Here is a 13,108-nt window from a genome sequence, read left to right on the forward strand (position 1 = left end):
ACTAAAAATTCCCCAACACATAGCCCACTACCGCAGGCAGCCATTCTGCAATGATCAGGGCACACAGACCACACTGAACGATCCCATCATCAAAGCCTGCTCCTCCGATGCTGAGAGGAGATCCTGCATTTTCAGGGCGGACATCCTTGAGATGAAGCAGATCAGCCCCGATCGTCGTTCCCAAAACTCCCCCCGCAAATGCCACAGAAGCGCGATCGACTCCACCAGACACCAAAGCCATTGCTGACAGGGCAGCGATCGTCGTGATCAGCCAAAATCTTGGTCGGCAAGTCACAATGCCTTTTCCTGGAATGACCGTCACGAGAAAGTAGCTGATGGAGGTGACGATCGCAGTCACGATCAAAATAGTTAGTGGTTGAACGCGATGAAATTGATAAAGTGCCAAGACGATCGGAATCAGTCCCCCAGCTAAATTTATGCCAATGTAACCATAAGGTTGATATCGAGTTCTATCGGAAACTGAAGCCCAGCGTTTTAACAACCAGAGCGGCAGGAGTTCGAGTTTTCTTCGTCCTGATGGATCATGCCTAGTCAAGATGAAAAATGGCAAATTGATAAAGCACCCAAGAAAAGCTGTAATCACAAGCGGCAAACCCAGCCCAGACGCAATACCTAAGCGAGTCATCAGAGTGGAATAGACAATAGGATAAATTTTGAAAATCAGAAAGATTGTGTAGCCAAAAGAGAGCAGCACAAATGGCAGAAACACTAGCAAAAGCAAAAGACAACCTTGACCAGATCTCGGTAAAATAACCCAGCCGGACTCTTCTCTAATCAAGTCAAAATTTAGAGCAAACCAATAGATTAGTTGATGCCTGATAGAACGCATGGCCAAGAGAAGTAGAGATGGTTAGACTCTTTATCAGTTGCCAGTGCTAACTTTATGCATTGGAGCGATCGCTAGTGTAGAAATGACACTCAAAGATCAATTTGGTATAACTCATCAATCTTCGGGGGAAGTGCTTAATAACCGTTTGATGTCAGTTGTAGAAGCTCACAAGCGGTTGCCATCTTTGCGATAAGTGTTGAGTTTGATGAGCCATCAATCGAGTGTGGCGATAGATATTGATTTACATTAAAAAAGCGAACCCCTCGATCGGTTCGCTCAATAAGTTGAGGGGCTTGTTAGATTTAACGAAAAAGATTCGTCACATTAGAGGCTGAGGGCGAGTTGTAATTCGGGAGAGGCTCCTAATGAGGCAGGAAGGGGTAACGGTTCGCTAGAGACAGCGGGACAATAACGGGCATAAGAGCAGCGATCGCACTGTTTATTTGGGGTTGGCTCCCAGGTTTGGTCATGGCGCAATCGCACCGCCAAATGAGAAATGACCTGCTGTACCTGTTTTTTATGTTTGCGAGTCGCTCGATAGCGCACCATCTCACCTGTTCTCAAAAACAAGAGACTCAAGTATTTCAAGCTTTGCTGATAGGTTTGCTCTAACGCCAAATAATATAGACCAATTTGCAGATCCATCTCATCCGCGTCCGGCAGCTTAAATTCTCGGCTCGACTTGTAATCAATTAGTTCCAGTCCGTCTTTTAAGTAGTCGATGCGATCGTATCGTCCGGTGATGCAAAACTCTAGATTCTCGACTTGTAGATAAGCCTGAATTTTGCCCTCCACGGCCAACGGCTGTCGCAGCGACGACTCACCCGCCACAAACTTTTGATAGTAGCCCTCTAAAATATCTCGCCCTTCAACAATTTGCGTTGGACTTAAGCCCGCCGAATTCTCATCCCAACAGCGGTTTACCCAGCGCACATCTGGAATCGGCTCGTTGTAGTGCCAGTCGCGATGAAATTTTGCTAACGCTTGATGCAGTGCAGACCCTAGAGCCGCAGATCCAAAAAATTCATTAGAACTGAGCCGTCTCTCATAGCGCAGGTAGTAGGCGTAAGGACACCGACTGTAAGCTTGAAGTTTGGTTGCAGAAATTTGGTAACTCATAACCCGATCGTGGTAGGGGGGTTGAAAACGAAACGTTTAGACTTGTTCGAGCGGACGCTTAAACAGCGAATCGAGGTAGACACGGGCAGTCTGGCGATCGTTGGTCGTGCGGTTTTGCAGCAAAAACAGAGACAGCGCTGCCGAAAATACCCGGTCTTGATCCCAGTCAGGACGTGCTTCTAAATAGCTTAAAAAAGACTGGTGCAGGGTTTCAGGAATCTCGACCAGAATGCTGACGTTGGTATCCATAGGAGGCCTCTTGAATTGAACGAATGGCGGGAACGATCTGAACTTCTACCTGTGAATCAACACAGGAAAAATTCGCGCAAGCCAGACCTCCTGAGAACTGCTCTCTGTTAAATCCGTTTCTAGCAGAGGCGAAGTTTTGGGAGGTCTGAGCGCTTCAGGTCAGTCGCTATATTTTGCGCGATCGGTCTCAGAAGATCAACGTTGCAGTTTGTAACAGTGGGCTTAAGAGTAAAAACTGATTAACGAATGAATAAGGGTTTCAAGCAGTTTTTCGTTACATAAGTTTACACAAGCACCCTTTTTTCTTGTCCCTCTGGACTTGTTAGCAAGTTATCCACAGGAGAACCAATCAAGCGGATCAGAGGGGATTTACTTGTGGATAACTTTTCTCAACCTGTGGAAAAAGTGTGGAAAAGGCTTTCAATCTCTGTGGAATGCCTGTGGATTGTGTGGGGAAAACAGCTTGAAATGTAAAGTTTTGTAAAGTTTTTGGCATTCCCCAATCCGCCAAACTTGAGCTTAAGAATTGTCAGGGAACGTTCATGCTGTTCACTTCCGAGCGCATCTGCTGGAGACGAAAAAGCAATCTCTTCGAGTTACCCGCGAGGGCCTACCCTTTTTTTAGTCTCCTATGAACCCTATCAACGGTCGTCTGAAGATTAAGACGTAGAGATGGAGACACTTCTATTAGCTTTTTGCCCAACCATCCAATGATCTTAATCAACTGATCTTAACCAATCAGATTCAGACTGTCGCAAACAAGAACAAATTGTCCAAAGCGACTCGATCGCGCCGCTCCCCTTAGATCAACCCAAAACTAAACGCAAAATAGACACATCAAATTCCGAGAACTGGCTCCAATTTTGAGGAACAGCCCCACGCACAACAATCCTACTCATCGACTTTTAGCAAAACTTAGGTAGCGATGAGTTGTTTATTTTATGACAAAAACTATTTCTGGCAGAGACTAGTTTTTTAGACCGCGCTGTTTAAATCGACGGGCAGCCCCTAATATACCTAAGCCCAAGATTGTGGCGATCGACGCAGGTTCTGGGACAGGAGTTCTGCGCTCAGACAGAGGGGTGTCTGCTAGATCAGAGGTCAATCTAGTCGTGAAGCGTTGGGCGGTTGAAGCGTTGCGATCGCTCAGAGAAGTCAACACACCTTCTGCAAACAAGCAATCCGCTGGAACTGTCTGATCACACTCTGATCCAGTGCGAAATAGTTGAAAGTAGCTGCTGTCCCATTGAGGAACGCTAGTTGATTCTGCGTTGGATGACACCGAGGAGAGGGATCGTCCTGTGGAGTCTGCAAGACTGAGAAACACTTTGTAGCCTTCTCTGGCTGCTGCGCCTTTTACCAACGTGCTGACCGTGATTGAGTCTGTGTCGCTGTTTTCAAACTGACGCGAAAAAGCGGTTCCTTCTCCACTGGGCAGGTCGATCGTGGTGTTTCCAATATTGACGGCAAATTTCTCGACAGGCTGGACGTAGCGCCCCGAAGGAAACTGCTCAGGAGGCAGATTGGCAGAGGGCGGATTGTAAAAATCTAAGCTAGTTGAGTAAAAGCTGTTGGGAGTGGTCGGATCAAAGGTGTAACTGCCCGCAAAGATCGCGTTTCTCAAATCTTTGGGATCGTAGCCTGTCACATTACCAGGGTCAGAGAGCGTAGTCAGGGTGCCAGTAAAGTCAATGGTGGCGGCTTGAGCAGGGACAACCAGGCCCAAAACTACAGCAACAGTGCTGGCTAGATTGACGAGACGATGACTCATAGGGGTTGGATTTATACAGTAAGCGTGAACCGATTGGTAGACGCTTCTCTGGTTGACTTTGGAATGGATGGCAGACAAGAACAACATAGAGACTTCCTATTTAGTGTTGTGGAGCCGAGAGAATAATAATTCAGTCAAAAGATAGATTTGAGCAGCGATCGCTTAGCGCCTAGTGATCACTTTAAAATGCAAGCCCTTTTATGTCTCGTCATGAAAAATACATGAGCTAGAAGAATTTCTTCACGTTAGCTTTAAACATAGAATGCCCACGTCAAAAACAGACTCAACATTGAGCCACATTTCTGTCTGGGCACTGGATGTATTAGTTTTTGGTAGGCGACTAGCCGTTAGCCGAGTCGTTTTTCTAAGTATTGACCGATCATCTGCTGCTCACCCGCACGAGAAATAATGGTCTGACGGGTTCGGTATTTGCTGCCTACGAGTTTTAGTTCTTCTTCAAAAACAGAATCTTTGTATTCGGTTCTCAAGCAAAGTGTTTCGGGGTTGGTGAAGTAAAATCCAGCAGTAACAGGCTTGGAGGTGGCAAAGCCGCGATCGCGATACAGCGTCTCACCCAATACTCCAAATAGCGTCGAACCTGTGGACTGCTTTTGTCCCGAAACTGAGTCTTGACTATCCCAGGTGACAGCCGCTCCACACGTCAAAATCGCGGTGTCTTCCAAACCGTGCAACCCTGCTAACTCAACAAGCTCAGAACAACCCTGCTCCAAAAAACGAATGCTCACCAGACTAACCATCTCTTTTGCTTCCCCATCAGGCAGCGTGTAGTATCGTCGCTCCGATCGCCATTGACCCTCTGACTGCTTAAAAAAAGCTGCGATGAGCGATTCGTTTGCCGGAGCCTGAAGATGCAAAGATGTCGTCATAAAAGTTCCTCTCAGAGAGTAATGGGCAGCAGTTGACAGAAAGTTTTAATGCATAAGACTTCCCTATTATCAACCATTGTTTCTGATTTTGTTACCCTTCTTAATATACTCCAGAAACCCGTAAACGAAATTCTCCGCAGGGCGTATCTCAGGTCTGTCATCATGGGGAGATATCTAGCAAACTGTTCAGCAATTGATCGTCATGCCATTACTTGAGGTGCAGCACTTGCAAAAAACTTATCGACAAAGCGGTAAGGTGACCGAAGCGGTGCGCGATGTTTCACTGACAATTACAACTCAAGAAGTGCTGGCATTTCTGGGGCCTAATGGAGCAGGCAAAACAACGACAATTAAGATGATTGCGGGATTGATTTTGCCCGATCGCGGCACAGTGCAAATCGCGGGAAGAAATCCTCATCGAGACTCTAGAGCGGTAGGACTTTTGGGAGCTGTTTTAGAAGGCAATCGCAACCTCTATTGGCGACTCACGCCCGAAGAAAACCTGGAATATTTTGGCGTACTGCGAGGTTTGGGTCGTCGAGTAGCCAGACAGCGGGGTCGAGAACTGCTCGATCGCTTTGAACTCAGCCACAAACGCAAAACGCCCGTCCAATCTTTGTCTCGTGGAATGCAGCAAAAGCTGGCGATCGCCGTTGCCCTGATCCATCAACCTCAGTTGTTGCTTTTGGATGAGCCGACTTTAGGATTGGATGTCGAAGCGACGCAAACGGTAAAGCGATTGGTGCGAGAAATTGCCCGCGAAGGCTGCGCTATTTTGTTGACAACTCACCAATTAGATATTGCAGAAGAACTGTCGGATCGAGTTGCAATTATCAGTCAGGGCACGATCGTCGCCGAGCAAACCACTCAAGAACTAATTCGACAGTTTTCGGGGACGGGTTACACCATCGAATTGGCAGAAGAATTGGATGACGATCGCATCAGCAAGATTCAGCATTTAGGCAGCGTGGTAGATCAGAAAGTTATTCATCTGAGAGAGCCAGAAATGCTCTACCAAATTTTGCACGTTTTGGAACCGTTGTCGATCGTTCGGGTTGAAAAAGAACAGGCAAATCTTACCGAAGTTTTCTTGCAGGTGGTCAAAGGATGAATGGCTTGAAGTTGTTTTCGGCAGAGTTGCGTCGGGGTTGGATTCAGTTTATTCGCTATCCCGCAGAAGCGATCGGGGGTATTTTTATCATTACGTCGCTGTTCTATGGGCTGTTTCTTGGTGCAAAATATGTGGCGGGGCCAGGGTTGCAGCTTGGCGATCGTTTGGATGCAATTATTGTCGGTTACGTTCTATGGTCTCTAGTGACGTTTATTCTGTTTAGCGTTGCTGGTACGTTGCAAAATGAAGCCCAAACAGGAACATTAGAGCAGCTATTCATCACGCCATACGGGGCACCCCGAGTTTTTTTGATTAGAGCGATCGCGGATCTATTGATTCAGTTTGTTCTAATCTCTAGCATTTTGATTCTAATCATGATGCTGACAGGACGATATCTCGCGTTTCCACCTGTGTTAATTTTCCCATTAGCTTCAGTAATCATGGGTGCCTATGGGATGTCATTTGCGATCGGATCTCTCGCCCTGTTGCTCAAACGAATTCAACAGCTATTGGGGATCTTTCAGTTTGCGTTACTCTTTTTGTTGAGTGTGCCGAGCGAAACTTGGACAGGCTCCATGAAAGTGGTGGGTCTATTTTTGCCGATGACGACGGGGGCGGGACTGCTGCGCGATCTAATGGCCCGTCAACAATCGATCGACTTGACTCAACTGAGTTTTGCCTTACTCAACGGAGCCGCCTACCTTGGGCTAGGGCTGGTTTTATTTCGATGGGCAGAAAGGGAAACAAAACGGCGTGGTCGATTGAGCGGATACTGACTCTCAAAAAGATGCGATAGAAAAATCACTATTATTAAGCATCTAATAGTTAGTTATGATGGCTTCATAAAATCTGGATACATCCGTTGGGTAGAGTCTTGCGCCGATCGAAGTATTTTTTCTCGCTGATTAGGAGTTGACTTGTGAGTTCCAAACCCTTGATGAAGCCGACTGGAGTCCGAGTAGTGTTGATTGGGTCAGCGATCGCGCTTGCGCTTTCGGGTTTCGGCATTTTCTCCTACGCGATTTTGCGTCCTTCGTCCAGTCCTTCTACTGCGATCGCGTCACCGTCGCCCAATGATGATCCCGATGCGATTTCGGCTCTAGGACGGTTGGAGCCTGAAGGCGGTGTTGTCAAGATTGCCGCTCCTTCTGCCTTTGGGACAGCGCGAGTTTCTAAAATGCTCGTCAAAGAAGGGATGCAGGTGCGGGCAAATCAACCCCTCGCCGTCATGGATCAAGGAGACACGCTGTATGCGTCTTTGATGCAGGCTGAGGCACAGGTCAAAGAGGCAGAAACCAAACTCGCCCAAGTGCAAGCGGGAGCCAAACCGGGAGACATCAATGCTCAACGGGCAAACGTTCTGAGATCCAATGCAGAAATCCCCAAAGCAGAAGCAGAATTACTCAAAGCCAACGCTGAGTTAAGAAACGCCCAATTGGAATACGATCGCTACAGACAACTCTTTAAGGATGGTGCCGTTACCGAACTTGATCTACAAAATAGACAACTCACACGAGACACTAGAGCACAACAGCAAGATCAAGCCAGACAAGCATTAGAACAAGCAAAACTCGCCCTAGAGCAGTCTCGACAAGAGTTGAGCAGCGTGGCCGAAGTGCGTCCGACAGATATTCAGCAAGCTCAGGCTCAGGTGAATGTGGCGATGGCCAATTTTCAGAAAGCAAAAACAGAATTAGATAAAGCGATCGTTCGGGCCCCGATCGAGGGTCAGGTGCTCAAAGTTCATGCTGATCCTGGAGAAGTGGTTGGCAATGACGGCATCATAGAACTCGGTCGAACGCGCCAAATGTACGCCGTTGCAGAAGTAGATGAAAACTACATTGGCAAAGTGCAACCTGGTCAAAGAGCCACCATCACTAGCTATGCCTTTCCTGGAGAAATGACGGGAACTGTGGATAAAGTTGGCTTACAGATTCGTAAAAACGAAGTTCTCAATACCGATCCAGTGGATAAAACCGATACTCGAATTGTTGAAGTCAAAATCAAATTGGATGACAGCCAAAAAGTTGCAGGATTGACTAATCTACAGGTTAAGGTGGCGATCGCTCCTTAAAAAACGTTCAATTCTAAGTTCAGTCAAAAATACTTTTTCTATGTTTGCGATTCCCCTTGCCTGGTTACAACTAAAGCGTGAAAAGATTCGGCTGTTAGTCGCTTTAGCAGGCATTGGATTTGCGGTGATCTTGATGTTTTTGCAACTGGGTTTTCAGGATGCGCTGTTTGAGAGTGCGATCACGCTTCACCAAAGTTTGGAGGGTGACATTTTTTTGATTAGCCCTCAATCGACAGCGCTCATTTCAATGAAGACATTTCCTCAGCGACGGTTGTACCAATCGCTTGGGTTCTCTGGTGTTGAGTCTATTAGCCCTCTTTATCTAGGATTTGGTATCTGGAAAAACCCATTTTGGGACGGCCCACCTCAACCCCAAACTCGCAGTATTTTGGTGATCGGACTGGTTCCTGGAGATAAGGTATTTTCACTTCCAGAAGTCAACGCGAGTGAGAATAAATTACGGTTAGCAGATGTTGTAATATTTGACAGCGCCTCCCGTCCTGAGTTTGGCCCAATTCCAGCAAAGTTTGAGGAGTCAAAGTCATCTAACACATTCATCAAAACCGAGGTTGAAAGCCGTCGAATTGAGGTCGTCGGTTTATTTCGATTAGGGGCTTCTTTTGGGGCAGACGGCAATTTGATCACCAGTGATTTAAACTTTCAGCGCATCTTCACTTCTAGAAAAAAAGAGCAGATCGATATCGGTTTAATCAAGCTCGAACCAGGTGCCAACCTAGAGAAAACATTGGAGCGATTCAAACAAAACTTGCCTGGAGAACAGAGAATTGATCCTAACAAAACTCCCGAACAAGCCAGGGAGGATTTTGTAGTGGGAGATGTCAGAGTTTTATCCAAAAAGGCATTTATTGAATTTGAGCGAAAATACTGGCAAGACAGCACTGCGATCGGCTTCATCTTCACACTAGGAACGGTAATCGGTTTCATCGTTGGTACGGTGATCGTCTACCAAATTCTCTACACAGATGTGACAGATCACCTGGCAGAATACGCAACCCTCAAAGCAATGGGCTACAAAAATCGCTACTTGCTTTCGGTCGTCTTTCAAGAGGCTCTAATTCTCTCGGTGATGGGCTATATTCCTGGATATCTGCTTTGTATCGGTATTTACAACCTCACCAAAAATGCAACGGCTTTACCTGTATACATGACCCTACAGAGGGGGATTTTAGTTCTGTTTTTGGCAATGATCATGTGTATGTTGTCGGGTATTATTGCCGTTCGCAAAGTTCAAGACGCTGATCCAGCAGACATCTTCTAAATCCCAAACTTTCACCATGTCTCAAGAACCTATTATCGCGATCGATCAGGTCAATCATTACTTTGGAACTGGTCGCCTAAAAAAGCAGATTTTATTTGAGGTAACGGCGACGATCGACCCTGGTGAAGTGGTGATTATGACGGGCCCTTCAGGGTCTGGAAAAACAACTTTGCTGACTTTGATCGGGGCACTGCGATCGACCCAAGAGGGCAGCATGAAAGTGTTAGGTCAAGAACTCCGAGGCTCTTCAGAAGGTCAATTGGTCGAACTGCGTCGCAACATTGGTTACATTTTTCAGGCGCACAACTTATTAAACTCACTCAGAGCTTGGCAAAATGTGCAGATGTCGATCGAACTTCATGCCGATATTCCGGCTAGTGAAGCTCGCGATCGCGCTGAAGCCATGCTAGAAGCTGTCGGACTGGGCGATTGGGCCCATCATTACCCCAACGAACTTTCTGGCGGACAAAAACAACGAGTCGCGATCGCCCGTGCCCTGGTCTGCAATCCCAAAATTGTGTTAGCAGACGAACCGACCGCAGCGCTAGACAAAAAATCGGGGCGAGACGTAGTAGAAATCATGCACGACTTGGCAAAAAAACAAGGTTCAGCCATTCTGCTTGTGACTCACGACAACCGAATTTTAGACCTCTCCGATCGCACCCTACACATGGAAGACGGCCGTCTCGCCTCTTTAGAAGCAACTTCTGCCTAAAACGCGAATTTTCGACCGTCCGATAGATTTGTGAAGCCTTTAGTACAGCTATTCTGGTTTCTGCTGATTCAGCTTTACCCTTCTATCAACTCAGGAGATCCGATCGTGATTGTCAATCCCGCAAAAGACGGCTGGGACGTTATCTATCACCGTGCCCATGCCCTACTTGCAGCCCAACTTGGTGGACAATGGCGCAGAAAAGACGCTCCTCCTCGCCTATATGAAACGATCGCCGCAGTGTCTCACCACGATGACCTCGAAAGAGAATGGCAGGAGAACATCATCACCAAAGCAGGTGCCCCGATGGACTTCACCCAAAATGAGGCGGGGCCAGACTACAAACTACTTCGCAAGCATATGGAAGGCGCTCTATATCGCGGTCGTTGGGTTGCTTTGCTCAACTCAATGCACCAGAGTCGCCTACTCGAAGGCTTCCGAGGTGAGTCAGAAGAGGGAGATCAGTTCTTGGATGAGCAAATCGAAAACCAAACCCGTTGGCGAGAAGAACTTGGTATCTCTAAAGATGAGGCTGCCAGCGCCTATGACTTCATGCAATGGTGCGATCGCCTCTCTCTAGTCCTTTGTCAACAAGAACTTCCAGAAGACGAACGCGCGCTTGAAATCAGCAAAGGCCCGGATGGACAGCGTTATGACATTAAACAAGCTGCCAATGGACTAGTCACGGTTATGCCTTGGTGCTTTGAGGACGATCGCTTCACCGTCAATGTCGAATTTTCCCACCTCTCACAAATCAAATTTGATGACGATGCCAGCTTGACTCAGGCTCTCAAACAAGCCCCGCGTGACCTTCTGGAATGGACGTTTGTCAAAGACTTCGAGGCTGCGAAATGATTTCATCCTCTCTGACGCTTCCCTATCCCCAGAAGATTTTTTATCTGCATTGATGCCTGCTGTGGGAGAATTTTTGCAAGTCGATCGCTGCTTCTTCTACCTTCGCAATCCCCAAACCCAGATGGGCCGAGTGCCCTTTTGCTGGACTCGTGACTCAAGCGTTCCCACGGTCTACGACGAAGACTGGAAACCTGAACCCGACTCTTTGCCCGACGAAGACCCCATGTTTGCGGCTGCTCTAAAGATTGAACCGTCAATCTTTGTGGAAGATGTGGAAGCGACCAGTCCAGAAATTCTGAACGCTCAGTTTGAGAAAGAAAATTTTGGGCACCGTGCCCTAATTCATGGCCATGTACGTCAGCACGGACAACTCTGGGGCGTTTTGCAGCCTTGTGTGTTTGGATGCTCTAGAATTTGGACTCAGGACGAACAATCTCTAGTCAACCAACTCATTCAAGAAATTACGCCAACAGCGGTTGCCTATGTCAAAACTTACAGTCCCTAATAAAACGGTTGCTTGAACTTTTAGCTCAATCTCTCAACAGCTTTTGACAAGCCCCCCTAAAAATCTCTCAAAAGAAGGACGCAAAGCGACTCCAAGAAAGGTTTATTACTTAGAGACTGATAAAATTCTCAGCCCTTTGGCTGTGGCTACCCGTATGAACTCATCGCCCTTCACCAAATTGCCCAAAGTCGATCGCATTCTGGTGGTGGATGATACCCCTGACAACTGTTTACTCATTCAAGCCATCCTGCAAGACGAGGGATACCAGGTTGAGTTATCTGACGGTGGTAAAGATGCCTTAGATAAAATTAATCAATCGCCGCCTGACTTGGTTCTACTGGATGTTATGATGCCGGGTATGGATGGGTATGAGGTGACTCGACGCATTCGCGACAACAGCGCCCTTCCTTTCATGCCAATATTACTAACGACTGCCTACGATCAGCCGAGTGTCGCTCAAGGTCTAGATCTAGGTGCAGACGACTTTATTCGCAAGCCCGTCCACTTTGATGAACTCTTGGCACGAGTCCGCGCTTTATTGCGACTTAAACACAGCGTCGATGAGCGTGACCAGATTGCTCGCCAACGAGAAGATTTTGTTTCCCGTCTGACCCACGACCTGAGAACGCCCCTGGTTGCTGCCGATCGCATGTTAAATCTGCTGGCTCAAGGTGTCATGGGCGACCTGTCTGACGACATTCAAGAAGCGATCGCTACCATGATCCGAAGCAACGAAAACTTGCTGACAATGGTAAACATGCTATTAGAAGTTTACCGTTACGAGGCAGGGCGTAAAACGCTGACGTTCTCTCCCGTCAATCTAGCCAGTCTGACCGAAGAGGTGATGAAGGCGCTCTCTCCACTGGCGATCGATAAGGGACTAACCCTAAACCTTGAAAAAGCCAATGACGACCAGGATTTGATGATCAAGGGCGATCGGCTAGAACTGAATCGCGTTATGACCAACCTTATTGGCAATGCCATCAAATTCACGGATCAAGGCTCTGTGAACATCAACCTATCTAAAGTGTCAAACCAAGAATCTGAGAATGGTTTAAGGATTCCAATGGTCAGGATCGAAGTCAGAGATACAGGCTATGGCATTCCGCCGGAGGAGCAAGCCACTCTATTTGAGAGCTTCGTTCAGGGCAAACACAAACGAGGCGGAAGTGGTCTAGGCTTGCAGCTATCCCAGAGAATCGTCCACGCCCATAACGGCACTATTCAAATTAAGTCTGAAGTCAGTAAAGGCAGTTCTTTTATCGTGCATTTACCGATTGGCTAGGGTGGATTAATCAGCAGTCGCAATCAGAACTGGGAAGGAGGAGATTGCTCAATTTCAAAACTGACCCAGCGGTCGGGCGAATCGCAGTGAATTTTGGTGAGGGTAAAGTCGTAGGACTCCCCATGATCCAAGAATCCTCGGACTTCAGGACGGGGAGCCGTCAAGGTTCTATATTTCTTATCAAGACGAGACGAACTGTTTCATACTTCCCTACTTAAGAAAGCCCAAAACTTTGTCCAGTGCGGGATTTAGAGAGATCGAAAACATTTTCCAGCGAATTTCTTGACAGGTTTTGATAGTATGCGCTACATTAGTCAAGCGGTCGAGAGGAGCCAAGCGAAAGCGGCGGTTCTTCCGGGGGCACTGAACCAAGACAACTGCATAGTTTGGAAGTCAGAATAGCACTTAACC

Annotated in this window: 13 protein-coding genes; 8 read left to right on the forward strand and 5 right to left on the reverse strand. The window is 47.3% G+C overall.

Annotated elements, in window-relative coordinates:
* Position 1: 1 nt before the first annotated feature.
* From ACKFKF_RS13980 to ACKFKF_RS14000, 5 genes are all read right to left on the reverse strand, one after another.
* Entirely contained in the window at positions 2 to 646 is a 645-nt protein-coding gene (locus tag ACKFKF_RS13980) for a DUF1614 domain-containing protein (RefSeq protein WP_446868253.1), read from the reverse strand.
* Between the two features lie 528 nt (positions 647 to 1,174).
* Entirely contained in the window at positions 1,175 to 1,969 is a 795-nt protein-coding gene (locus tag ACKFKF_RS13985) for a RecB family exonuclease (protein ID WP_446861688.1), read from the reverse strand.
* 36 nt (positions 1,970 to 2,005) lie between these two features.
* Complete coding sequence (locus ACKFKF_RS13990; protein WP_446861689.1) at positions 2,006 to 2,218, reverse strand: DUF2811 domain-containing protein; 213 nt, start codon at positions 2,216 to 2,218, stop codon at positions 2,006 to 2,008.
* A gap of 967 nt (positions 2,219 to 3,185) precedes the next feature.
* Positions 3,186 to 4,076: a PEP-CTERM sorting domain-containing protein gene (locus ACKFKF_RS13995; protein WP_446868254.1), complete on the reverse strand. Its 891-nt coding sequence runs from the start codon at positions 4,074 to 4,076 to the stop codon at positions 3,186 to 3,188.
* 260 nt (positions 4,077 to 4,336) lie between these two features.
* Complete coding sequence (locus ACKFKF_RS14000; protein WP_446868255.1) at positions 4,337 to 4,876, reverse strand: phycobiliprotein lyase; 540 nt, start codon at positions 4,874 to 4,876, stop codon at positions 4,337 to 4,339.
* A gap of 202 nt (positions 4,877 to 5,078) precedes the next feature.
* On the opposite strand from ACKFKF_RS14000, the gene ACKFKF_RS14005 reads away from it, so the two are divergent.
* The 8 genes from ACKFKF_RS14005 (at position 5,079) to ACKFKF_RS14040 (ending at position 12,697) form a co-directional block, all read left to right on the forward strand.
* Positions 5,079 to 5,987 carry an ATP-binding cassette domain-containing protein gene (locus ACKFKF_RS14005; protein WP_446868256.1) on the forward strand — a complete coding sequence of 303 codons (909 nt, stop codon included), beginning with the start codon at positions 5,079 to 5,081 and terminating at the stop codon, positions 5,985 to 5,987.
* A complete protein-coding gene (locus ACKFKF_RS14010; RefSeq protein ID WP_446868257.1) occupies positions 5,984 to 6,763 on the forward strand; it encodes an ABC transporter permease in 780 nt (259 codons plus the stop codon). Before ACKFKF_RS14005 ends, ACKFKF_RS14010 begins: the two co-directional genes overlap by 4 nt.
* Before the next feature lie 143 nt (positions 6,764 to 6,906).
* Positions 6,907 to 8,061, forward strand: a complete 1,155-nt coding sequence (locus tag ACKFKF_RS14015) for an ABC exporter membrane fusion protein (protein WP_446868258.1) — start codon at positions 6,907 to 6,909, stop codon at positions 8,059 to 8,061.
* A gap of 40 nt (positions 8,062 to 8,101) precedes the next feature.
* Positions 8,102 to 9,340, forward strand: a complete 1,239-nt coding sequence (locus ACKFKF_RS14020; RefSeq protein ID WP_446868259.1) for an FtsX-like permease family protein — start codon at positions 8,102 to 8,104, stop codon at positions 9,338 to 9,340.
* Positions 9,341 to 9,356: 16 nt separating this feature from the next.
* Positions 9,357 to 10,055 carry a DevA family ABC transporter ATP-binding protein gene (locus ACKFKF_RS14025; RefSeq protein WP_446861696.1) on the forward strand — a complete coding sequence of 233 codons (699 nt, stop codon included), beginning with the start codon at positions 9,357 to 9,359 and terminating at the stop codon, positions 10,053 to 10,055.
* Between the two features lie 30 nt (positions 10,056 to 10,085).
* Entirely contained in the window at positions 10,086 to 10,907 is an 822-nt protein-coding gene (locus ACKFKF_RS14030; RefSeq protein ID WP_446868260.1) for a DUF3891 family protein, read from the forward strand.
* Positions 10,879 to 11,412 (forward strand): GAF domain-containing protein, encoded by a 534-nt coding sequence (locus ACKFKF_RS14035; protein ID WP_446868261.1) that lies wholly within the window; start codon positions 10,879 to 10,881, stop codon positions 11,410 to 11,412. Before ACKFKF_RS14030 ends, ACKFKF_RS14035 begins: the two co-directional genes overlap by 29 nt.
* Before the next feature lie 154 nt (positions 11,413 to 11,566).
* Positions 11,567 to 12,697 (forward strand): hybrid sensor histidine kinase/response regulator, encoded by a 1,131-nt coding sequence (locus ACKFKF_RS14040; protein WP_446868262.1) that lies wholly within the window; start codon positions 11,567 to 11,569, stop codon positions 12,695 to 12,697.
* Positions 12,698 to 13,108: the final 411 nt, after the last annotated feature.

It is taken from the genome of Phormidesmis sp. 146-12 (assembly GCF_052939495.1).

Excerpts from the sequence above, each read along its gene's own strand:
- ACKFKF_RS13980 (WP_446868253.1), bottom strand. The coding sequence starts at position 646 with ATGACTCGCTTAGGTATTGCGTCTGGGCTGGGTTTGCCGCTTGTGATT.
- ACKFKF_RS13985 (WP_446861688.1), bottom strand. The coding sequence starts at position 1,969 with ATGAGTTACCAAATTTCTGCAACCAAACTTCAAGCTTACAGTCGGTGT.
- ACKFKF_RS13990 (WP_446861689.1), bottom strand. The coding sequence starts at position 2,218 with ATGGATACCAACGTCAGCATTCTGGTCGAGATTCCTGAAACCCTGCAC.
- ACKFKF_RS13995 (WP_446868254.1), bottom strand. The coding sequence starts at position 4,076 with ATGTTGTTCTTGTCTGCCATCCATTCCAAAGTCAACCAGAGAAGCGTC.
- ACKFKF_RS14000 (WP_446868255.1), bottom strand. The coding sequence starts at position 4,876 with ATGACGACATCTTTGCATCTTCAGGCTCCGGCAAACGAATCGCTCATC.
- ACKFKF_RS14005 (WP_446868256.1), top strand. The coding sequence starts at position 5,079 with ATGCCATTACTTGAGGTGCAGCACTTGCAAAAAACTTATCGACAAAGC.
- ACKFKF_RS14010 (WP_446868257.1), top strand. The coding sequence starts at position 5,984 with ATGAATGGCTTGAAGTTGTTTTCGGCAGAGTTGCGTCGGGGTTGGATT.
- ACKFKF_RS14020 (WP_446868259.1), top strand. The coding sequence starts at position 8,102 with ATGTTTGCGATTCCCCTTGCCTGGTTACAACTAAAGCGTGAAAAGATT.
- ACKFKF_RS14025 (WP_446861696.1), top strand. The coding sequence starts at position 9,357 with ATGTCTCAAGAACCTATTATCGCGATCGATCAGGTCAATCATTACTTT.
- ACKFKF_RS14040 (WP_446868262.1), top strand. The coding sequence starts at position 11,567 with ATGAACTCATCGCCCTTCACCAAATTGCCCAAAGTCGATCGCATTCTG.